This is a genomic window from Streptomyces sp. NPDC030991 (assembly GCF_055571235.1).
In genome coordinates, this window is sequence record NZ_JBVIFR010000002.1 from 467,699 (window position 1) to 489,129 (window position 21,431).

14 protein-coding genes and 1 pseudogene are annotated in these 21,431 nt (G+C 69.2%); 8 read left to right on the forward strand and 7 right to left on the reverse strand.

Features of this window, described 5'->3' with window-relative positions:
- The first annotated feature begins 39 nt into the window (after nucleotides 1-39).
- The 4 genes from pglY to ACZ45E_RS05635 all read left to right on the forward strand — a co-directional run bounded on the left by pglY (nucleotide 40) and on the right by ACZ45E_RS05635 (nucleotide 10,600).
- Entirely contained in the window at nucleotides 40-3,936 is a 3,897-nt protein-coding gene (pglY, locus tag ACZ45E_RS05620) for a BREX-2 system ATPase PglY (protein WP_468217153.1), read from the forward strand.
- A 79-nt stretch (nucleotides 3,937-4,015) separates the two neighbouring features.
- Nucleotides 4,016-6,967, forward strand: coding sequence for a BREX-2 system phosphatase PglZ (gene pglZ / locus ACZ45E_RS05625; RefSeq protein WP_468216900.1), 2,952 nt, complete (start codon nucleotides 4,016-4,018; stop codon nucleotides 6,965-6,967).
- Nucleotides 6,968-7,037: 70 nt separating this feature from the next.
- Nucleotides 7,038-8,399 (forward strand): BREX system ATP-binding protein BrxD, encoded by a 1,362-nt coding sequence (brxD, locus tag ACZ45E_RS05630; protein ID WP_468216903.1) that lies wholly within the window; start codon nucleotides 7,038-7,040, stop codon nucleotides 8,397-8,399.
- Between the two features lie 53 nt (nucleotides 8,400-8,452).
- Nucleotides 8,453-10,600 (forward strand): DEAD/DEAH box helicase, encoded by a 2,148-nt coding sequence (locus tag ACZ45E_RS05635; protein WP_468216905.1) that lies wholly within the window; start codon nucleotides 8,453-8,455, stop codon nucleotides 10,598-10,600.
- Between the two features lie 69 nt (nucleotides 10,601-10,669).
- On the opposite strand, the gene ACZ45E_RS05640 is transcribed toward ACZ45E_RS05635, so the two are convergent.
- Nucleotides 10,670-10,816, reverse strand: a complete 147-nt coding sequence (locus tag ACZ45E_RS05640; RefSeq protein WP_468216907.1) for a hypothetical protein — start codon at nucleotides 10,814-10,816, stop codon at nucleotides 10,670-10,672.
- A gap of 307 nt (nucleotides 10,817-11,123) precedes the next feature.
- On the opposite strand from ACZ45E_RS05640, the gene ACZ45E_RS05645 reads away from it, so the two are divergent.
- Nucleotides 11,124-11,279, forward strand: a complete 156-nt coding sequence (locus ACZ45E_RS05645) for a hypothetical protein (protein WP_468216908.1) — start codon at nucleotides 11,124-11,126, stop codon at nucleotides 11,277-11,279.
- Nucleotides 11,280-11,369: 90 nt separating this feature from the next.
- Here ACZ45E_RS05645 and ACZ45E_RS05650 read toward each other — a convergent pair whose 3' ends face one another.
- Nucleotides 11,370-13,298 carry a DNA/RNA helicase domain-containing protein gene (locus ACZ45E_RS05650; RefSeq protein ID WP_468216910.1) on the reverse strand — a complete coding sequence of 643 codons (1,929 nt, stop codon included), beginning with the start codon at nucleotides 13,296-13,298 and terminating at the stop codon, nucleotides 11,370-11,372.
- A 460-nt stretch (nucleotides 13,299-13,758) separates the two neighbouring features.
- On the opposite strand from ACZ45E_RS05650, the gene ACZ45E_RS05655 reads away from it, so the two are divergent.
- Nucleotides 13,759-13,887 (forward strand): DUF6408 family protein, encoded by a 129-nt coding sequence (locus ACZ45E_RS05655; protein WP_226599771.1) that lies wholly within the window; start codon nucleotides 13,759-13,761, stop codon nucleotides 13,885-13,887.
- 238 nt (nucleotides 13,888-14,125) lie between these two features.
- Here ACZ45E_RS05655 and ACZ45E_RS05660 read toward each other — a convergent pair.
- From ACZ45E_RS05660 to ACZ45E_RS05670, 3 genes and pseudogenes are all read right to left on the reverse strand, one after another.
- Nucleotides 14,126-14,610 (reverse strand): annotated as a pseudogene (locus ACZ45E_RS05660) (IS5/IS1182 family transposase); the annotation flags it as partial.
- A gap of 369 nt (nucleotides 14,611-14,979) precedes the next feature.
- The gene (locus tag ACZ45E_RS05665) at nucleotides 14,980-16,308 is read right to left on the reverse strand and encodes a class I SAM-dependent RNA methyltransferase (RefSeq protein WP_468216912.1); all 1,329 of its coding nucleotides are present in this window, start codon (nucleotides 16,306-16,308) and stop codon (nucleotides 14,980-14,982) included.
- A 116-nt stretch (nucleotides 16,309-16,424) separates the two neighbouring features.
- Nucleotides 16,425-18,470, reverse strand: a complete 2,046-nt coding sequence (locus ACZ45E_RS05670; protein ID WP_468216914.1) for an APC family permease — start codon at nucleotides 18,468-18,470, stop codon at nucleotides 16,425-16,427.
- Between the two features lie 274 nt (nucleotides 18,471-18,744).
- On the opposite strand from ACZ45E_RS05670, the gene ACZ45E_RS05675 reads away from it, so the two are divergent.
- Nucleotides 18,745-19,413 (forward strand): potassium channel family protein, encoded by a 669-nt coding sequence (locus ACZ45E_RS05675; protein ID WP_468216917.1) that lies wholly within the window; start codon nucleotides 18,745-18,747, stop codon nucleotides 19,411-19,413.
- Nucleotides 19,413-20,084, forward strand: a complete 672-nt coding sequence (locus ACZ45E_RS05680; RefSeq protein ID WP_468216919.1) for a potassium channel family protein — start codon at nucleotides 19,413-19,415, stop codon at nucleotides 20,082-20,084. The genes ACZ45E_RS05675 and ACZ45E_RS05680 overlap by 1 nt, the downstream gene beginning before the upstream one ends.
- A gap of 112 nt (nucleotides 20,085-20,196) precedes the next feature.
- Here ACZ45E_RS05680 and ACZ45E_RS05685 read toward each other — a convergent pair whose 3' ends face one another.
- Both ACZ45E_RS05685 and ACZ45E_RS05690 read right to left on the reverse strand, forming a co-directional pair.
- Nucleotides 20,197-20,955: a DUF3159 domain-containing protein gene (locus tag ACZ45E_RS05685; protein WP_468216921.1), complete on the reverse strand. Its 759-nt coding sequence runs from the start codon at nucleotides 20,953-20,955 to the stop codon at nucleotides 20,197-20,199.
- Between the two features lie 3 nt (nucleotides 20,956-20,958).
- Entirely contained in the window at nucleotides 20,959-21,369 is a 411-nt protein-coding gene (locus tag ACZ45E_RS05690; protein WP_468216924.1) for an OB-fold nucleic acid binding domain-containing protein, read from the reverse strand.
- Nucleotides 21,370-21,431 lie beyond the last annotated feature (62 nt).

Below are 21,431 nucleotides of genomic sequence, written 5' to 3' on the forward strand. Positions count from 1 at the left end.
AGCTGAAGGATCCGCAGGGTGAGGAGCCACAGACAGACCATGGCGTTCATGAGCAGGAACACCCCTCGCCCCGAGGACCGGCCCCTCCTCCGCGAGCTGATCGACATCCCGGAGCGGGTGTCGACGTCCGACTTCGTACTGAAGCTCGGTGAAGCCGTCACGCCCAAGGGCGCCGAGGCGGCCCTGCGGGACTACGTCGTCACCGACCGCCTGCGCGGCAACTTCGACGAGGCCCTTGACCTGATCAAGTCCGCCCTCGACAGCCACTCCTCCAAGGCTGCCTACCTCCACGGCTCGTTCGGTTCCGGTAAGTCGCACTTCATGGCGGTGCTCTACGCCCTGCTCTCCGGCCACCAGGCCGCCCGCGCCAAGAAAGACCTGGACCCCGTCCGTGGCAAGCACCCCTGGCTGGACGCGGGAGATCGCAAGTTCCTTCTCGTCCCGTACCACATGCTCGGCGCCAAGTCCCTTGAGCAGCGCATTCTCGGCAAGTACGTGGAGCACGTACGCAAGGTGCACCCCGGCTGCGATCTGCCGCAGGTCTACCTGACCGACGGCCTCTTCGAGGACTTCGCCGCCCATCGCCGTGGCAGCGGCGACGACCGTGTGATCGCGCAGCTCGCCGAGGCCGACAGCGGCGAAGGCGACGAGTGGGGCGAGGCATTCGCCTGGACCACCGAACTGCTCGACCAGGCCGTCGCTGCGCAGGAGGAGCACGAGAACACCAAGGGCTTCGACCTGGACAACCCGACCACCCCGCAGGAGCTGCGGGCCCGGCTCGTCCAGGACCTGACCAAGACCCTCTTCCCGTCCTTCGCCCGCAACGCCTCGGAGAACGCCGACGGTTTCGTCTCCCTGGACAAGGGCCTCGGCATCATCGCCGCGCACGCCAAGTCCCTCGGCTACGACGGCCTCGTCCTCTTCATGGACGAGCTCATCCTGTGGCTGGCCACCCTCATCCACGACCAGAAGGCGCTCGGCCGCGAGGCGGGCAAGGTCACCAACTTCGTGGAGGGCGCCGACGAGCGCCGCGCCATCCCCATCGTCTCGTTCATCGCCCGCCAGCGTGACCTGCGCGAGCTGGTCGGCGAGGAGATGTCCGGCGCCGCCGAGGCCGCCGTGCAGGACACACTGAAGCTCAACGGCGGCCGATACGACTCGATCGTCCTTGAGGACCGCAACCTGCCGACGATCGCAAAGGCCCGTCTGCTGAGTGCCGTCGACGACGAGGCCGAGGCGAAGGTCGCGGCGGCCTTCGACGAGGCCAAGAAGCTCGGCCCGGACGTCTGGCAGACCCTGCTCGGCCACAAGGACTCCACCACCGGCTCGGACGAGGACGCCTTCCGGCGTACGTATCCCTTCCCTCCGGCGTTCATGGACACCTTGGTGCACATTTCCGGGGCGCTGCAGCGCTCACGCACCGGCCTGAAGCTGATGAGCCAGCTCCTGGTCGACCACCGGGACGACTGGCGACTCGGCCAGCTCGTACCGCTCGGCGATCTGTACCCGGCGATCGTCGGCGGCGGCGACAAGGCGTTCAGCGGAGAGACCAGCGTCCACTTCGAGGCGGCGGACAAGCTGTACCGCGAGAAGCTGCGCCCGTACCTGCTGAAGACCAACCAGGTGACCGAGGACGACGTGGAGACGTACAGGCGCCGTCCGGAGACGATCGACGACCCGCAGCTGAAGGCCCGTTGCCGGGACTTCACCGGTGACAGCCGACTGATCCAGACGCTGCTCCTGTCCGCGCTCGCGCCGAGCGTCCCCGCCCTGTCCGACCTGACTCTGGCCCGGCTCAACGCGCTCAACCACGGGTCCATCACCACCCGGATCGCCGGAACCGAGATCGGCCGCCTGGAGCAGAAGGCGAAGGAATGGGCGGCGACCTTCCCTGAGATCAAGGTCGCCGGCACCGGCCCCGGCGCGGTCGTCCGCCTCGAACTGACCGGTGTCGACCTCGACGCGGTGCTCGCCAACGCCCAGGTCCACAACAACCTGGGCAACCGCCGGACCAAGATGCGCACCCTGCTCAAGGAGGCGATCGGCGTCACCGACGGGACCGGCGGGTTCGACCCGTACGACACACTTGACCTGGTGTGGAAGGGCACCGAGCGGCAGGTCGAGGTGGTCTTCGGGAACGTCGCCGATGTCGACTCGCTGTCGGATGCGGCGCTGCGGCCCAATCAGGAAGACGCCTGGCGACTCGTCGTCGACTTCCCTTACGACGAGGGCGAGTTCGGGCCGATGGACGACCTCCAGCGGCTGCGTACGCTGCGGGAGAAGACGGGCGGCGACTCGCGCACCCTGGCCTGGCTGCCCACTCATCTCACCGACGCCACCCGCGGCGACTTCGAGCGTCTCGTCGTCATCGACAAGGCACTGTCCGACGAGGCCCGCTTCGACTCCGAGTTCGCGCGCAGTCTGAACGCCGACGACAAAGCCCGCGCCAAGGGGATGCTGCAGTCGCAGCGGGAGGTCCTCACCGAGCGGGTCCTGGGCGCGCTGAAGCAAGCGTACGGACTCTCGCAAAAGCAGGAAGGCGTCGTCGACCTCAGCTTCAGTAACCATCTGGAGGCCCAGCAGCAGGTGGCAGACCTGCTGCCGCCGATCGGCGCGCAGATGGACGACGCCGCACGTCAGCTAGCCCGGAAGCTGCTCGCCCACCAGTTTCCCGCTCACCCCGAGCTGGATCCGGAAGGCACCGGGAAGCCGCTGCGGGCCGCCGAAATCAAGACCGTCTTCGAGTACGTGCGCAGGGCCGCCGAGGACCGTGACGGGCAGGTGGAGGTCGAGGCGAAGGACCGCAAGGTCATGGCGCGGATCGCGGGCGGCCTGGGGCTCGGCGTGATGCAGGAGGCGTTCTACCGGCAGTCCACCGCCTGGCTCGACCACTTCAACGCGCAGGCCCGCCGGGCCGGGGTCGCCGAGCCGACCCTGGTCAAGCTCGCCGACTGGAGCGACCAGCCCGACCCGCGCGGCCTGCCCGACCCGCTGCGTCGGCTGCTCGCCGCCGCGTACGCGGAAATGTCCGACCGCGTGTGGGTGCGCGGCGGGGTCGCGGTCGAGCCCGCACCGCTGCCGAGCGATCTGAAGCGGGACTACGCGCTGCGGGAGCAGCCGCTGCCCACCGAGGAGGACTGGGCGGAGGCCCGGAAGCGGTACGAGACGGTGTTCGGCACGCCCGCCCCGCAATTGCGGCGCGGGCGGATCGTGAACCAGTTCGCCGGGGAGATCCGCAGGGCTGCGAACGCGTTCGCCACCGACGCGGGGCGACTCGTCACGGAGCTGGAGAAGCACCGGCGGTTCCTGCACCTGGACGATTCTTCACCCCGCCTCGTGCTCGCCCGGCGGGCGAAGGAGCTGGTGGAATCGGTGGGGGCGGAGGGCCTCGGCGCCAAGGCTGTGGTGGACCGGCTGGCGGGCTTCGACCTCGGCGCCTTCACCGCACACCGGTACGGCATGTCGCTGACCAGTGCCAAGGCCGTGGCCGACGCGCTGCAGAACACCAGCTGGGGTGAGCAGCTGGAGCTGGCCGACACGCTCGGCCGGGACGGTGCAGCGATCCTGGAGCGAGTGCGCGACGCCGCAGCCGGCGACCCCGGCGACTACCCCGACCTGCCGGCCGTACTGAAGAAGGGCAGCCGGGAGGTGATGACGCTGCTGCGGTCCCGGCAGAGTCCGCCGGTGGCGCCGCAGCAGCCCGCCGACTCGACGCCCAGCTCCGACACGGTGCCCCTGGACGGCGGCTCCGCCCATCCGCAGGTGCTGCCGACGCCGCCGCCCGCACCGCGTGATCCGGCGCGCCCGGTGGCTCGCTCCGGTGGCGGCCGGACGACGGCCGCCCGGGCGGCTGCGGAGCTGCAGGCCGAGATCGCGGCACTCGCCGCGGCACACCCCCACGCCACCGTCGAGGTCACCTGGAAGGTCGTCGACTGATGTCCGGTCCAGAAGCCACGATGTCCGCCTCGACACGCCCCGGTCCCGTCGTCGACGCCGCCTGGAAGGTCGCCCACTGATGTCCGGCACGATCACCACCGCGCCCGCCGCCGGGCCGGGGCCCACAGCTGCTGGTCCCGCCCGGCTGTCCGTGAGCACAGTCCGTCAGTTCGTCGCCGCGCGCAGCAAGCTCTTGGACGGCGCTGTCCGCGTCATGCTGCTGCGGGCCGCCCCGCAGTGGGACGGGGCTGCCCAGCAGCCGACGGTCGGCGGGACGCAGGTGCGGGTGACTGTCGCGCCGTCCGTCCTCGCGGTGCACGAGCAGATCCTGGACCACCTGGAGGCGCAGGTCCCGCCGGAGCCGCGCGTCCTGGTCGTCCTCACCGACCGGGAGAACACCGAGCTCGACCCCGGTCTGCTCGCCCGCGTCTACAGCCGCCGCATCAGGTCCGTCGACAACTGGGAGGTCGTACAGGAGGCGTTCGGCGCGAACGGCCTCGACACCCGCCTGCGCAGCGAGACCTGGGCGGCCGAGGCGCTCCTGGACGCGGCCGGCACCCGGGGCTGGCGCTCGATCGGCAGAGGCGTGCTCTCCCGCGACGAGGCCCTCACCCGACTGACCCGGCGGCGACTGCGCCTCGACGACGGCAACGGCGACACACCGGCGGGACGCGTCCTCCCGGGAGAGACGGACCGGGTCGACCCCGTCGCCCTGTTCCGGTGGACCCTCACCCCCGACGGCCCGGACCTCCTGCGCGAGCTGCGCGGACCGGAGAAGTCCGGCCTCGTCCATTTCCTCGCCGCACCCGAGCAGGGTGGCTCCACGGGCAGGGTGATCACCGCCCTGGTCGATGCCGAGCACGGCCCCGACGCGGCTGCGTACGCGCTGGTCTGCGCCACTCTGTGGGGACACGCGGAGGCCGACCACGATCTGTACCGCGCACGCGGCCGGGCCGAACGGTGGCTCGGCGAGCAGCCGCCCGCCCAGGGCGACGAACTCGACCGTCTCCTGGCCTCCTTCGCCCGCAGCGGTGAGGCGTACGTACGCGATCTCATCAACCGGGGTGAGCACCGTCTCGCCGACCCGGTCCTGGCCCGGGCCGCACAGCTGGTCGCCCAGTTCGGGGCGCAGGCAGCCGCCACCGCCAGTCCGCTCCTGCCCGCCGGGCTCGACGCCCGGTTCACCGCGGCCGGTCACGCGCTGGCCAGTGGCTCCACCGAGGCAATCACGGACACCGTCACCACCCTCCGCGCGCACGCCCTTGCCACCGTCGACGGCGAGACCCGGGCCCGGACCGAGCGTGCCCGGATGGCCGTACGGCTGCAGAGGTGGCTGGCCGGGAACCCGTCGGACAAGATCGAGTCGGTGTCCGACGGGACGGACCGCCAGATCCGCGAACTCGGCTGGGTCGACCGTGCCCTGGAACACTTGGAGGCGGGCGGCGACCCCGACGCCGTACTCGCCGCCGCGTACAACCGGATCGGCGACCAGGTGCGGCGGACCCGTCGCGCGCTCGACCACACCTTCAGCGAACTGCTCGCAGTATGGACGGCGGACGGCAGCTCCCCCCGTTCGTTGCTCACCGTCGAGTCCCTCCTGACGCGAGTCGTCGCGCCGGTCGTCGCGGAGCCGGGGCGCCGGGTCCTGCTGCTGCTCCTGGACGGGATGAGCGCAGCCATAGCGGCCGAGCTGGGGCAGGAACTGCGCCAGCAGTGGGCCGAGTTCGACCCGCTTCCCGGGGCTCACGGTGCACCGGTGCGGCGTGCCGTGGCCGCAGCGCTGCCCACACTCACCGCTGTCTCGCGCACTTCGCTCTTCACCGGAACCCTGATGAAGGGCGACCAGAACGACGAGAAGCGGCTGTTCCCTCAGCACTCCTGCTGGCAGGGCGCCCCGGCGGCCGTCTTCCACAAGGACGACCTGCGCGGCCCCGACACCGGCTCGCCTTTCTCCGCCGCCCTCGGTGACGCTCTCGCCGACGAGCGCATGCATGTCGCCGTCGTCCTCAACACTGTTGACGACCGACTTGCCAAGGAACAGAAGCTCGGGGACGGCGCCTGGCAGGCCAAGGAGGTCAGCGGTCTCGAACCGCTGTTGCGGGCCGCGCGTGCGAATGGCATGACCGTGCTCCTGACCTCCGACCACGGCCATGTCATCGAACGGCGGGGCAGCAAGCTCGACGCGCCCGCAGGCACCGTCGGTTCGGCCCGTCACCGCGACCCCGGCGGCCCAATCGCACCCTCCGAGATCGCACTGGCCGGGCCGCGGGTGGTCTGGCCGGAGCCCGGCTCCCGCATCGTCGCTCTGCGCGACCACGACGCCCGGTACACCGCCCTCAAGGCCGGTTACCACGGCGGCGTGACCCTCGCCGAATTCACCGTCCCGCTGCTCGCCCTGCTGCCCTTCGGGGCCGAACCACCGTCAGGATGGCGGGAGTTGGGCGATCCGGCTCCGCTGTGGTGGTCGGACGAGACGGGCATCGAGACGGAATCCGGTGCCGAGGCCGTCACCTCGTCCGGCACCGCTGCCTCCGTCGCCACGCCGTCGCGTCGTCCGGGCGCCAAGCAGTCCAAGAAAGCCGCCCCGCCCGCGGCAGAGGGCGTCATTGGTCTCTTCGGCGAGGAGGAACTCGCCCCTCTCGCGCCCCTCGCGTCTCAGAAGCCCGCCGACCCCGCACCGGAGACCGAAGCCCCATCCACCCAGGCCCAGCCGCCTGCCGTCGCACTCGTGGAACGTCTCGTCGCCACCGAGCTGTACGCGGCGCAGCTGGACCTGCTCGCCCGGAAGCCGCGTGAACCGTCCGTCCTCCCCAAGGCGCTGGTCGCCCTCGTCGAGGCGGGCACCCTGCCCATGACCGCCCTGGCCGAACGCACGGGCCAGCCCGCCGGCCGCGCCCCCGGCTTCGCCGCGACCCTGGCCCAGCTCCTCAACTACGACGGCGCCCAGATCCTGGAGATCCTCCCCGACAACCGCACCCTGCGCCTGCACCGGGCCCAGCTGATCGAACAGTTCGGACTGCGCACCCTGTGAGCAGTCCGAGCCGGACCCGTCCGCCGGCATTCCGGCGCTCCGGCGACCTCCCTGATGGGAGACTGTCCGGGTGAACGCGTCTCGATCCTCAGCCCCTCGTGCCGGTGCACCCGTCGGCGCCGTACGCCGCCGCGCCGTCGTGGACGCGCTGCGGCGCGGCGCCGTCCCCGAGAGCGGACTCGACCTGCTCGCCACCGGCCTGGGCCGCTTCGAGCAGGCGATCGACGAGGAACTGGACGCCGTCACCGATGGCGGCTCGGTGTTCAAAGCGGTGCGCGGTGAGTACGGCTCCGGCAAGACCTTCTTCACCCGCTGGCTCGGCGAGCGCGCCAAGCGGCGCACCTTCGCCGTGGCCGAGGTACAGGTGTCGGAGACCGAGACCCCGCTGCACAAGTTGGAGACGGTCTACCGGCGGCTCACCGAACGCCTGACGACCGCGAGCTTCCCGCCCAGCGCCCTGCGGCCCGTCGCCGATGCTTGGTTCTACGCCCTTGAGGAGGACGCGCTCGCCGACGGCGCGGTTGAGAGCGAACTGCCGCAGGCAGTGGACCGGCTACTCACCGCCCGCCTGGCCGAGGTGTCCCGTCAGGCCCCCGCTTTCGCCACCGCCCTGCGCGGGTACAAGCAGTCCCTGGACGCCGGCGACGAGGCGACCGCCGCCGCGGTGATGGCCTGGCTCGGCGGCCAGCCGCACGTCGCAGCTGCCGCACGTCGCAGCGCAGGAGTCCGCGGTGACCTCGACCACTTCGGCGCCTTCGGCTTCCTGCAAGGCCTGTTGACCATGCTCAAGGACGCAGGGCACGCCGGGCTCGTCCTCGTCCTGGACGAAGTGGAGACGCTGCAGCGAGTCCGCTCCGACGCCCGTGACAAGGCCCTCAACGCCCTGCGCCAACTCATCGACGAGGTTCATGCCGGCCGCTTCCCCGGTCTCTACCTTGTCATCACCGGCACGCCCGCCTTCTACGACGGACAGCAGGGCGTCCAGCGTCTCCCCCCGCTCGCCCAGCGCCTGGCCACCGACTTCACCACCGACCCGCGCTTCGACAACCCGCGTGCCGTGCAGATCCGGCTTCCCGGATTCACCGAGAAGTCCCTGACCGGTCTGGGCACCACCATCCGCGACCTGTACGCGGACGGCGTCTCCTCCCCCGACTCCGCCGAGCGGATCCAGCGGCTCGCCGACGACGCGTACCTCGCGGATCTGGCAAGGGCCGTGGGCGGGGCGCTGGGTGGGAAGGTCGGAGTGGCACCGCGCCTGTACCTGAAGAAGCTGGTCGGGGACGTACTCGACCGGATCGATCAGTTCGACGACTTCGATCCGCGTACGCACTACAAACTGACCCTCAGCAGCGGTGATCTCACTGCCACCGAACGCAACCTCGCCGCGCCCCCGGCGGCCGCATCGGCCGACGACCTCGATCTCGACCTCTGATCTGTCGCCTTACCCTCACGTTCCCGGAAGACCAAGCGCAGGGAGCCACCCACGTGCAGGACCAGCCGCCCGGCCCCGGCCCGGTCGAACGCCTCGATCCGGTCGTCCTGCACCACATCGTCAACACTCTCGGATGGCCTGATCTGCGCCCCCTGCAGAAGGCCGCCGTGGAACCACTGATGGACGGCGAGGACGCGATCCTGCTCGCGCCGACCGCGGGCGGGAAGACGGAAGCCGCCACCTTCCCCGTCCTGTCCGCCATGCGGGAGCAGCACTGGACTGGCACCTCCGTCCTGTACCTGGCCCCACTCAAAGCCCTCCTCAACAACCTCGTCCACCGCGTCGACACCTACGCCCAGTGGCTCGGTCGCCGCGCCGCGCTCTGGCACGGCGACACCCCGGAGTCCGTACGCCGCCGTATCCGCACCGAGTCGCCCGACTTTCTGCTCACCACACCCGAGTCACTCGAAGCGATGTTGATCAGCGTCAAGACCGACCACACACACATGCTCGGCCGGGTCCGTGCCGTGATCATCGACGAGGTACACGCTTTCGCGGGTGACGACCGGGGCTGGCACCTGCTTGCCGTGCTCGAACGGCTGGAGCGGCTGGCCGGTCATCGGATCCAGCGGATCGGGCTCTCCGCCACCGTCGGCAACCCGGACACGCTGCTCACGTGGCTGCAGGGTGCGTGCCCCGCCGAACGCCCGGGACGGGTCGTCGCGCCCGGCATCACCCTGCCCGACACAGCCGGGGACCTCTCACTGCCAAGGCCCGCGGGAGACGTCGAACTCGACTACGTCGGCTCGCTCGCCAACGCCGCGAAGGTGGTCTCCGCCCTGCACCGCGGCGAGAAGCGCCTGGTCTTCTGCGACTCCCGCAAGCAGGTCGAGGAACTCGGTGCGGCGCTCCGGGCCCGCGACGTCACGGTGTTCCTCTCGCACGCCTCACTCTCCACCGATGAACGGGCCCGCTCCGAGCAGGCGTTCGCCGAGGCGCGCGACTGCGTCATCGTGTCCACCTCCACCCTGGAACTGGGCATCGACGTCGGAGACCTCGACCGAGTCATCCAGATCGACTCCCCCGGCACCGTCGCCTCGTTTCTGCAAAGGATCGGCCGCACCGGCCGCCGCGCCGGCACCTCCCGCAACTGTCTCTTCCTCGCCACCAGGACCGAGTCGTTGCTGCAGGCCGCCGGGCTGCTCACCCTCTGGGCCCGGGGCTGGGTCGAGCCTGTCACCCCGCCACCGTCGCCCCGCCACCTCGTCGCCCAGCAGCTGCTCGCGCTCACCCTGCAGGAGCACCGCATCGGCGACCGGCTCTGGCCGGACCGGTGGAACGGCCTCGCGCCCTTCGACCGGTCGGCCGCCCCGCTCCTGAAGTACCTGGTCGACGAGGGCTTCCTGGACAGCGACGGCGGCATGCTCTTTATCGGCTCCGAGGCCGAGAAGCACTTCGGCCGCCGCCACTTCATGGAACTCACCGCTTCCTTCACCGCGCCACCCGAGTTCACCGTCCTCGCCGGGCGCACCGAGATCGGCACCACCGACCCCGCCGTGCTCACCGAGGAACGCCCCGGCCCGCGCCGTCTTCTGCTTGCCGGGCGCAGCTGGCAGGTCACGTTCATCGACTGGGCCCGCCGTCGTGCCTTCGTCGAACCCGTCGAGGACGGCGGTGTGGCCAAATGGCAGGGCAGCGAGGCACGCGGTCTGTCGTTCACCCTCACCCGCGCCATGCGCGATGTCCTCCTCGGCACCGACCCCGACGTCCGGCTCACCCGCCGCGCCACCGCTGCCCTCACCGAGCTGCGCACCGATCGCGCCCCTCACGAGGTCCACCCGGCCGGCACTCTCGTGGTCCGTGACGCCGATGCCACACGATGGTGGACCTGGGCCGGCTACCGCGCCAATGCGACCCTTGCCGCCTCCCTCGGCAACCTCGCCGATCCCGTCCAGCGCCCCTCCGACACCCATCTCCGACTGCGCCAGGACCTCTCCCCCGCCGACTGGAAATCGGCCCGCGCCGAACTCCCGAGCGCCCTCACTCTGCCCACCGTCGACCCGCGCGCCGTCCGCGGCCTGAAGTTCTCGGCCGCCCTTCCGCCGCGCGTGGCCACCGCCACACTGGCCGAACGTCTCGCGGACTTCGACGGGGCACTGACCACGGCGCGAGAGCCGGTACGGCTCGAATGGGGGATGTGAACTCCGCTCCTGGCAGTGCGAGTTCCACTGGCGCCCCAGGTCTCTTCGCCTCTACTCCAGGCATCGCTGTCATCTCTGCCACGCCCGCCGGGCCTGGCCGGGTGAGGGCCGCGAGAACTTCTCCTGAGCAAAGCCCGAACTGACTGCATCCTCGACGACCACCACCAGATGTGCGACGGTCCGGAAGATCCGTTCCGCATGGGCGAGTTCGAGCATGGGATCGGCTGCTCCTCCCGGGCGGTGACGGCCAGCAGGCCTTCGAATGCGTCCCAGTCGTCATAGCCAGACAGAAGCTCGGGCCAGCGCCTCCTCGCCGAGTTTGCGGACCTCTGCCACCGAGCCTGCCTCGCATGCGCGCGCCGGATCGGCCGCGTCAGGGCCGAGGATCTGGTTCTACATCTGCGGTGCGGGAGCCGACGCCCATTCAGCCACCCGTGCGCACAGACGGCCCCGCCTGCAAGCCTGTCAGAACGATCGTGCCTCTGGGCACTGCCTACCTCTCATCACCCCGGAGACCTGAGAGTTGACCACCCTGGCGATACACGGCTTCGCCGAACAGTTCGGTGTGTACGTCGGCGCCGACGACCTCCGCGCCGAACTTGCCTTCTCTGTGTTCGGCATTCCGTTCCTGGTGTGCACCTACCAGCCGACGCGCAAGGGCCCGCTAACGGAGCATTGAGCAGGTCAGATCAGTCACGCCAGCATGACCTTGGCAAACAGGCACCGTTCAGGCATGGGCGATGCACTCCCCGACGGCTGGACACTTCAGTCACAGCTTCGGAACCCCGAGGTCGGCAAAGAGCTGCCTTGTGTCCGGGTCCACGGAGTACAGCACGGTGCCACGAATCGAGCGAGTCATCAGAACGCCGTAGGCATTGCGAATCCGCTCCAGCAAATCCTTGTCGGAGGTAAGCCGACGAGCCTTGCTGCGCACATGCGCGCGATCCACGCCCCACCCGTCCCCGGCCCAGGTGAGATCAGCCCCCATGATGACCCCGCCCCACTCGTATTCGAGGCCCTGTGCTGTGTGGACACAACCTATCTGACCGAAGCCGCCGGGATCCGTGGCCCAGAATCGGCGCTTCGGCACTCCGGGGGTGCGGTGGCTGTCCCCGGCATTCCATGGCCGGGCCCAACCCTTCTCCGGAGCAACGTCCGGTGCCGTACCTGTGTCGTCGGTCCAGTCCCAGCACATACCTGCGCTCATCCGGGCGCTCAAGTCGGCATCCAGCTTGGACTGCAGGAAAACTTCCATACGGGCGGCGCTGTCCGTGTAGTACAGCTCAAAGGGTTCCGGATCTTCGTCGCCATCGGCGCACCATGGCACAGGGTCACCATCGAGGAAACGTTTCACCCATGCGTCATAGGTGGAACTCCCCACGGCTCTATATGCCCTGTCGAGCTTGATCGGGACGACCTCTGCCCGCAACGCGTAAATCGCATCAATTAGTTCCTGCTCCGACCAGATCTCCTCAGCAAACAGACGTTGGTCGCCGTCGACGAAGAAGACAGGAACCCTGGCCCGGTTCACGATCACCGAGACGGAGGACTCACCGGGTCTCATGGCGAAAGAACCAGTCTGCGGGCGCTCCGTGAGCCGGTGCGCTTCGTCGCACAGCAACAGGTCGAGCTCGTCGGCTGCAACATCGTCAGCGACCTTGTTCAGTGTCGGAAATGCCCTTCCCTTGCCCCTGGCGCCACGCTTGAAGTTCTCCCGGGACGCGATACCCCCCGAAACGAACTTCGTACCGTACCCCTCGTCGAGCGCCTGCCCCAGGAGAGTCAGCGCAATGAGGGACTTCCCGGTGCCTGCTCGGCCACTGACCACGAACACCTTCTTCGCGCCAGGCGACGGCGAACGGAGGGCGTCCATAACCTTATTGACGGCTTCAAGCTGCTTCTCAACCAGGCTGAACCGCGTGTGGCCGTTGACGATCGCCCCGACTTCGGACGTCAGGAGCGCAGTGGAGCGGCGCCGGTCGAGCAGCGCTTGGGCCGCCGAAGCGTCCGCAACGGGCATCAAGAGGCCCTGCAGGAATGCTCGGAGGTCCGCGGGCTGTCGAGCAGTGAACGTAGGAATGCCCGGCGCCGGCTTGACTCTGCCTATCCACTGCGACTCGGGATCCTTGAGGTTGTGCAGATACACGGCGCCGGCAAGGTGCACGTAGCGGTCGTCGAACATGCTGTGGTGGAGCCGCAGCGAGTTCAGGTTTTCCTTCACTTGCATCGCAGGGTGCTTCTTGTGTCGACCAAAGTCAGGCATATAGACGCAACCGAGGGCGCACACATCACAGAGAGTCCCCGCGGCGAGCCGGCACGAGATGCAGAGACCGTCCGTCGCCTGGAACGGAGCGGGACGCAGGACCGTGCGCCATTGCTTCAACTCGATCGCGACGTAGCTGTACCGACCGTCGGGGTGCGTGCCGGCGAGGACTACATCGATGGGGTTCATCTTCTCGTGGACCCGATACTCCACGAAGACGTAGACCTGCCCGAGCCCGAGGTTCGTCAAGGCCGAAGCGACCTCATAGACGCTTTCCCGCCACGATTCAACATCCCCAGCCGAGGGCTGCTTACCTCTGGGATGAGCAAGTTCGTAACACTTGGTGATCTCAGGGACAACACGATCCGGGTTCCGCACCATCTCCTCGGCCGGCCAAAATGCCTCCAGATCCGACCACTTGCCCCCGCGTGCCATGACCGCCTACCCATCCCCGTTCTCGGCTTCTCGATCCAATGGTCACCGTACCTTGGCATGCGCCTGGCGGTATCGAAGGGGCGTGCGAACACTTCAGCAGTCGAAAGCACCGCCAAACGATGGCCTGTCACTCGGCATCGGCCGACGAAGAGCCAACGTGGTGGAGCTCAGGGCGAACCTGGCCGACGGCAAGCACCCCACATCAGCAGGTCCGCTCGCGCCCATAGTCCCCAACAGCCGCAGGCGCAAAGCGCATAGCGAACCCAGTGGCTGCGCACTGTTTCGCTCCGCTAGAGTGCGGCTGCGCTGCGGGCCTTCCCGGAGAGCACTCACAAGTTCATCTGGCCCACGACCAGCCATGAGCCGTAGTGGTCGCTGTCACCCATCACGTGCGGCGAGCCAGCGGATGCCCGGTAGGACGTCCCTACCATTCCGGCTCACAGCTGTGGAGTGGTTTCGCATGAACCCTGTCGAGTGCAAGTCCACGCGTCGTATCTGGTTCCGCAAGGTTCTGATCGACATCTCCGCCGGAGTCATCTCCAGTCTTGTGCTGGCGACGCTGGCGGCGGTAGCGCACCTGCTGTTCTGAAGCAGGCTGGTGGCGGGCCCGGAGAGCCCGCCACCTAAATGACTCTTGCCCCAGGCCAGAACAGAGGCGCTTCCTCATCCGGCCGACGTTCCCTGTTCGAGCGGCCGTGACCGGTCCATCCGTTCCCTACCGTCCTAAAGGGCATTGCGAAAGGCCGTGTTCGGTCAGTTCAGAGCCCGTGAAGACGGTTGTCTGGTCATGAGGCGGAGGCGAGGTTGTGCATGTGGGTGACGGCCCGGGCGGCGTTATTGGCCTCGTCGCCGGGCAGCAAGGCCCGTCGGGGTGTTCTCGGCGCGGAGTGACCATCCCGCAGTTGAGGTAGGCGCCGCCACCCAGCACGGTCATGCCCCGGCAGTGCGCGGTCATGCCGGAGGCCCGCCAGGCATGTGTCCGCGGTAGTGCCCGGCACCGGCCGGGCGGCGGCGATCACCAGGCGGGGGGCCGCATCCACGACGACCCGCACGTTCGCCGGGAACCGGTGGTTGCACGAGGGTGATCCAGCGTGCCGGTCCCGCACCCGGATCAGGGTGCCCGTTCACGAGCCAAAGCCGGTCCCTCGCGTCGACTGACCGGGGCACCAGCTCCAGCGCGAGCAGCGGGCCCAACTTCGAGCTGGCGCATGGTCAGGTTTGTGCGGTAGTTCACAGCCGCCACCAGCACCCGTTGGGGCAGTGGCAGGCTCCACGGCCGGCCCCGCAAAGTCCCGTTGACGCCCCGGTTCCGGCGCCGCCCGAGCGTCTCGGAACAGGCACGTAGCTGCTCACGATCCGCCCAGACGGCAACCGGACCGAATTCGCATCGGCCACGATGAAGTCAGTTCCGCTGATAGGCGCCGAACTGCCGGGAATCTCGAGTCCCCATCAGCTGGGACAAAGGGTGACGTCGAACTCCGCCCACTCAATGTGACGCGCTTTCAGAACGAGCGTCACACGAGCGTCAAGAACCGGAGAGGCGTGCAGCCCGGGCTCGCGCCATCATCGTCCGCTCTCAAGGAAACCGCAGTTCAGGCGCGTACAGTCGATCAGTCTCGCGCTTCACCATGGGAAGGGCGGAAACAGGTGAAACATACGGTGGCTGGCGCAAAACCGCAGGTCAGGCCCCCTTACCCACCGGCTCCAAAATCGCCACGCACTCCACATGATGCGTCATCGGAAACAGATCGAACGCCCGCAGCGACCGCACCCGGTACCCGCCCTCCTTGAAGTACGCGATGTCCCGGGCGAGCGCGGCCGGGTCGCAGGCCACGTACGCGATGCGGCGGGCGCCCAGTGTCGTGAGGTGGGCGACCGTCTTCTTGCCGGCCCCCGCGCGCGGCGGGTCCAGGACGATGAGGTCGGCCTCGGTGATGCCGGTGCGGGGCAGGGTCACGTCGACCTTGCCCTGTTCGATGCGGACCCGGTCGAAGGCCGCGAGGTTGTGCCGGGCGTCCTCGACCGCGCGCTTGCCGGACTCGATGCCGAGCACCGCGCCCTTTTCGCCGACGCGGTCCGCGAGGGCGCCGGCGAAGAGGCCGACGCCGCAGTAGAGGTCGAGCGCCGTGTCGCCCTTGCGCGGGAGCAGGCCCTGCATCACCGCGAGCATCAGCGTCTGCGCCGCCTGCGGGTGGACCTGCCAGAAGCCGCCGCTGCCGACCCGGTACGTACGGTCGTCGGCGCGCTCGCGCACGAAGGCGCGGCCGTGCACGCGGTGCACGCCGCCGTCCTTCTCGCCGACCCGCATCACCGAGACCGGCTTGTCCAGTTCGACGAGGGGCAGCCGGGCGCCGGGCTTGGGCTCCAGGATCACCATGCGGTCCTGGGAACCGGTCGCCGCGATCGCGTCGACCGAATCCATGCCGGTCCAGTCGCGCTGCTCGATGCCCAGCTCGGAGACGCCCTCGGCCGCGATCATGCAGTGCTCGATCGGCTCGACCTCGTGCGAGCGGTGCCGGCGCAGACCCGCGTGGCCGTCTTCGGTCACCGCGTACTGGACGCGCGTACGCCAGGAGGGGACCTCGCCCGCGGGCAGCTTGTCGCCCTCGGCGGGGAGGACCGTGCCGTCCCAGCCGGCCTCCTCGGGCGTCAGGCCCGCGAGCCGCTGCAACTGCTCGGCGATGACCTCGCCCTTCAGGCGGCGCTGCGCGCCCGGCTTCGCGTGCTGCCAGTCGCAGCCGCCGCAGCGGCCGGGGCCGGAGTAGGGGCAGGGCGCCTCGACGCGGTCCTTCGACGCGTCCAGCACCTTCACCGCGTCGGCCCGCAGGAAGCGGTCGCCCTCGTCGCCGTCCGTCACCCGGGCCACGACCCGCTCGCCGGGCAGCGTGTGCCGGACGAAGAGGACCTGGCCCTCGGACGTGCGCGCGATGCAGTGGCCGCCGTGCGCGACGGGCCCGATCTCGACCTCGTACTCCTCCCCCACCAGTGACGTCTTCTCTTCTGCCTGCATGGCGGGGGCTCCAGTACCTCAAGGGGAAACGGCCGCAAACGGAAGCGGCCGGACAACAGCCCACCAGTCTACGTGGCTGTCACCCGGCCGCTCACCACGAGCCGATCCCGCAAGGGCTACTTGCCGCTCGGCTCCTTCGGGCGCTTCTCCACCGGGCCCCGGCGGACCGCACCCGGGGCGTTCCACTCGGAGCGCCTGCGGGCCCGCTTCTTGGCGACCTCGGAGGACTCGAGCTGGTAGGGCACGGAGGTCACCATGATGCCGGGTGTGAAGAGCAGGCGGCCCTTCAGGCGCAGCGCGCTCTGGTTGTGCAGCAGTTGTTCGTACCAGTGGCCGACCACGTACTCGGGGATGATCACGCTGACGGCGTCGCGCGGCGACTCGCGGCGCAGGCTCTTGACGTACTCGATGACCGGCCGGGTGATCTCGCGGTAGGGCGAGTCGAGGATCTTGAGCGGTACGTCGATGCCGCGCCGCTCCCACTCCTCACGCAGCGCCTTCGTCTCGGCCGGGTCGACGTTGACGCTCAGCGCTTCGAGCGTGTCCGAGCGCATCAGCCGGGCGTAGGCCAGGGCCCGCAGGGTGGGGCGGTGGGTCTTGGAGACGAGGACGATGGAGTGGATGCGGGACGGGCGGACGCTGTCGTCGGACGGCGTCTCCGGCGCGGCGATCTCCTCGGCGACCCGGTCGTAGTGCTTACGGATCGCGGTCATCGTCGCGTAGAAGATGCACATGCCGAGGAGGGCCACCCAGGCACCGTGCGTGAACTTCGTGACGAGGACGACCACGAGGACCAGGCCGGTGAAGAAGGCGCCGAAGGTGTTGATCGCGCGGGAGCGGATCATGTGGCGCCGCTTGTCGGGGTTCTTCTCCGAGCGCAGGTGGCGGTTCCAGTGCCGGACCATGCCGGTCTGGCTGAGCGTGAAGGAGACGAAGACGCCGACGATGTAGAGCTGGATGAGGCGGGTGGAGTCGGCGCCGTAGATGACGACGAGCAGCATGGCCGCGCCGGCGAGGAGCACGATGCCGTTGGAGAACGCGAGGCGGTCGCCGCGGGTGTGCAGCTGGCGCGGCAGGTAGCGGTCCTGCGCGAGGATCGAGCCGAGCAGCGGGAAGCCGTTGTACGCGGTGTTGGCGGCGAGGAATAGGACCAGCGCCGTGGCCGCCGCCAGGATGACGAAGAGGAAGCTGCCTTTGCCGAAGACGGCCTCGGCGACCTGGGAGATCACCGGGTTCTGGACGTAGCCGGAGCCGACCGCCGCGCCGTTGTGGATCAGGTCCGTCGCCGGGTGCTCGGCCATCCGCACCTTGGTCACCATGGCGAGCGCGATGATGCCGCAGAACATGGTCACGGCGAGCGCGCCCATCAGCGCGAGCGTGGACGCCGCGTTCTTCGACTTGGGCTTGCGGAACGCCGGTACGCCGTTGGAGATCGCCTCGACGCCGGTGAGCGCCGCACAGCCGGAGGAGAAGGCGCGCAGGAGCAGGAAGACGAGCGCGAAGCCCGCGAGCCCCTGGTGCTCGGCCTTGATGTGGAAGTCGGAGGTGGGGGCCTTCATGGAGTCGTCGAGGACGAGGCCGCGGAAGGCGCCCCAGGCGATCATGATGAAGACGCCGGCGACGAAGACGTACGTCGGGATGGCGAAGAGCTTCCCGGACTCCTTGACGCCGCGCAGGTTCATCACCGTCAGCAGGACGATGACGGCGCAGGCGCAGAGCACCTTGTGCTCGACCACGAAGGGGATCGCGGAGCCGAGGTTCTCGATGCCGGAGGCGATGGAGACGGCGACGGTCAGGACGTAGTCGACGAGGAGGGCGCTGGCGACGGTGAGCCCGGCCTTCGGGCCGAGGTTGGTGGTGGCCACCTCGTAGTCGCCGCCGCCGCTCGGGTAGGCGTGCACGTTCTGCCGGTAGGAGGCGACGACCGTGAACATCAGCACGACGACCGCGACCGCGATCCAGGGGCTGAAGTGGTAGGCCGACACGCCCGCGATGGAGAGGACCAGCAGGACCTCGCCCGGCGCGTACGCCACGGAGGACAGCGGGTCGGAGGCGAAAACGGGGAGTGCGATGCGCTTCGGCAGGAGCGTTTCTCCGAGCCGGTCACTGCGCAGTGCGCGCCCGATCAAGATCCGTTTGGGCACGTCGGTCAGTTTGGACACGCAGAGGATCGTAAGCGTTCGAAAGGGGGGCCGCCCACCCACCACCCCGAATCGGCGAACGCCCCGCCGAAAGGAGGGGAAGCGGTGGTGATCCAGGAGCCGACGCGGAGGCGGAGTTCGAGCCCATTGCCGATACGGTGGTGCCGAGCGCGGGCCTGGAGAACCGGCACCGTGCCCGTGATCGAGCCGCACCGGCTGGACCGAGCCGCGAGAGAGAGCCATGAGCAGGACGTTTACGCAGGTCAGTTGGCCTATGAGGAGTGCGGGGTAGTCCGTGCATATCGTGATCATGGGCTGCGGCCGAGTAGGGTCCCAACTCGCCCAGACCCTGGAGCAGCAGGGCCACACGGTCGCCGTGGTCGACCAGGACCCGACGGCTTTCCGGCGGCTGGGCTCCGGTTTCGGCGGCCGGCGCGTCACCGGGGTCGGCTTCGACCAGGACACCCTGCGCGAGGCCGGCATCGAGGAGGCGGGCGCCTTCGCCGCCGTCTCCAGTGGTGACAACTCGAACATCATCGCCGCCCGCGTGGCCCGCGAGATGTTCGGGATCGAGAACGTGGCGGCGCGTATCTACGACCCCCGCCGCGCCGAGGTCTACCAGCGGCTCGGTATCCCGACGGTCGCCACGGTCCGCTGGACCGCCGACCAGATGCTGCGGCGGCTGCTGCCGTCCGGCGCCGAGCCGCTGTGGCGCGACCCCACCGGCGGGGTCCAGCTCGCCGAGGTGCACGCGTCGGAGTCCTGGGTGGGCCACAAGATCAGCCGTCTCCAGGAGGAGACGAGGGTGCGCGTGGCGTTCCTCACCCGGCTCGGCGAGGCGATCCTGCCGACGTCGCAGACGGTGCTCCAGGAAGGCGATCTCGTGCACGTGATGATGCGCACGGACGAGGTCGAGAAGGTCGAGGCGGCGTTCGCCGAAGGCCCCGAGGAAGGCGGTCAGTGATGAGGGTCGCCATTGCCGGAGCCGGAGCGGTCGGCCGTTCGATCGCGGCGGAGCTCCTGGAGAACGGTCACGAGGTCCTCCTCGTCGACAAGGCGCCGACGGCCATCTCGGTCGAGCGCGTCCCGCAGGCGGAGTGGCTGCTGGCCGACGCCTGCGAGATCACGTCCCTGGACGAGGCGGCGCTGCAGCGCTGCAACGTGGTCATCGCGGCCACCGGTGACGACAAGGTCAACCTCGTCGTCTCCCTCCTCGCGAAGACCGAGTACGGGGTCCCGCGGGTCGTCGCCCGCGTCAACAATCCGAAGAACGAGTGGCTGTTCAACGAGTCGTGGGGCGTCGACGTCGCCGTCTCCACTCCGCGTCTCATGTCGGCCCTGGTCGAGGAGGCGGTGAGCGTCGGCGATCTGGTCCGCCTCCTCCGCTTCAGCCACGGCGACGCGAACCTGGTCGAGCTGACGCTCCCGCCCGAGTCGGCGCTTGCCGGCACGCGCGTCGGCGACGTGCAGTGGCCGCAGGACACGTCCCTGGTCACGATCATCCGCGGCACCCGCGTGCTGGCCCCCAGCCTGGAGGACTCCCTGGAGGCGGGCGACGAGCTGCTGTTCGTCGCGGCCCAGGCGCGTGAGGAGCAGCTGGAGGACCTGCTGTCGGTCCGCCGCGAGGACGCGTAGAGGTAGAAAAAAGGTCCCCCCGAGCCTCTGGGCTCGGGGGGACCTTTTCTGCCTCTAGGGGCGCGGGGAACTGCGCGACCGGCCCCCTACGACGCGCGCCCGCCGGACGTCCTCACACCTCACGGCGATGCCGCGCACCGTCGGAAGAAGCCGCCTTCTCGGCAGCCTCGGCCGCTTCCATCTCGGCGAACACATCGATCGGCGCGGGCGCCTTCGCCAGGAACACCCAGGTCAGCCATACCGCCAGCAGGAACGGCGGGATCTTCAGCGCGATGAGCACCCAGCCGAACTGCGTGTCGGCGGAGTCGGTGTCCGCCCAGAAGTACATCGGGAACAGGATCGCGCACTTGGCGAGCAGAATGAGGCCCCAGGCCCAACTCGCCTTGCTGTACGCCTTCTTGCGTCCCGGGTTACGCGTCCGCCACGACAGATTCTCCTTGAACACCGGGCCGAGGATGAGCCCGATCAGGGGAACTCCGCACAGCGTGGTGATGATGTAGGCGAGCGCGAGGCCCAGCGTGTAGAGCATGCCCGGCAGATAGAACGCCTTGGCGCTGCCGGTCATCATCGCGAAGACGACGCCGAACGCGACACCGAAGACGCCGCTGAAGGCGTGCTTGACGGTGTCCTTCATGACCAGCCGCACCACGACCAGGACCAGGGAGACCGCGAGGGCCGCGATGGCCGACAGGTGCAGGTCCTTGTTGATCGTGAAGATGGTCACGAAGAGGAGGCCGGGCACGACGGTCTCCACCATGCCCCGCACGCCGCCGAAGGCCTCGAAGAGCGCGGCCTCGGTCACCGCCTTCGAAGCGGCGGCGTCCTGGTCGACTCCGGGTTCGCGGTCGGTCGGCTTGTCGAGGGACGTCACCGGCTACTCCCGTCCGAGGGGTCTGAGTTCGTACTTCGGGTTGAAGAGCACCCTACGGCCCCGGCTCATCGAGATCCGCCCCGATGCGATCAACTTCCGGCCGGGTTCGATTCCCACGATCGAGCGCCGGCCGAGCCACACCACGTCGAGGGCGGCGGAACCGTCGAACAACTCCGCCTCCAGGGCCGGAACTCCGGCGCGTGGTCGCAAGGTTACCGTGCGCAACGTACCAGTCACCGACACTATCTGCCGGTCGTGGCAGTCACCGATCCGTGTACAGCCCGTGGTCTCCGCATCCTCGCGCAGCTCCTCCGACTCCAGGTCCTCCTGGGAGGTGGACAGTCGGTCGAGCATGCGCCGGAAGCGGCCCGCCGGCTTCTCTGACGCCCTGTCGGAACGAGGAACAGCACTCATACAGGAAGCGTACCCGGGGCCGCTGTCACGGTCGTACTCGCTGGTGTACCCCGTTTTCCGGG

What these genes read in the sequence shown, in the direction of transcription:
- ACZ45E_RS05655 (WP_226599771.1), top strand. Translation starts at nt 13,759, where the DNA reads ATGAACCCTGTCGAGTGCAAGTCCACGCGTCGTATCTGGTTCCGCAAG.
- ACZ45E_RS05690 (WP_468216924.1), bottom strand. Translation starts at nt 21,369, where the DNA reads ATGAGTGCTGTTCCTCGTTCCGACAGGGCGTCAGAGAAGCCGGCGGGC.
- ACZ45E_RS05680 (WP_468216919.1), top strand. Translation starts at nt 19,413, where the DNA reads ATGAGGGTCGCCATTGCCGGAGCCGGAGCGGTCGGCCGTTCGATCGCG.
- pglY (WP_468217153.1), top strand. Translation starts at nt 40, where the DNA reads ATGGCGTTCATGAGCAGGAACACCCCTCGCCCCGAGGACCGGCCCCTC.
- ACZ45E_RS05665 (WP_468216912.1), bottom strand. Translation starts at nt 16,308, where the DNA reads ATGCAGGCAGAAGAGAAGACGTCACTGGTGGGGGAGGAGTACGAGGTC.
- ACZ45E_RS05640 (WP_468216907.1), bottom strand. Translation starts at nt 10,816, where the DNA reads ATGCTCGAACTCGCCCATGCGGAACGGATCTTCCGGACCGTCGCACAT.
- ACZ45E_RS05650 (WP_468216910.1), bottom strand. Translation starts at nt 13,298, where the DNA reads ATGGCACGCGGGGGCAAGTGGTCGGATCTGGAGGCATTTTGGCCGGCC.
- pglZ (WP_468216900.1), top strand. Translation starts at nt 4,016, where the DNA reads ATGTCCGGCACGATCACCACCGCGCCCGCCGCCGGGCCGGGGCCCACA.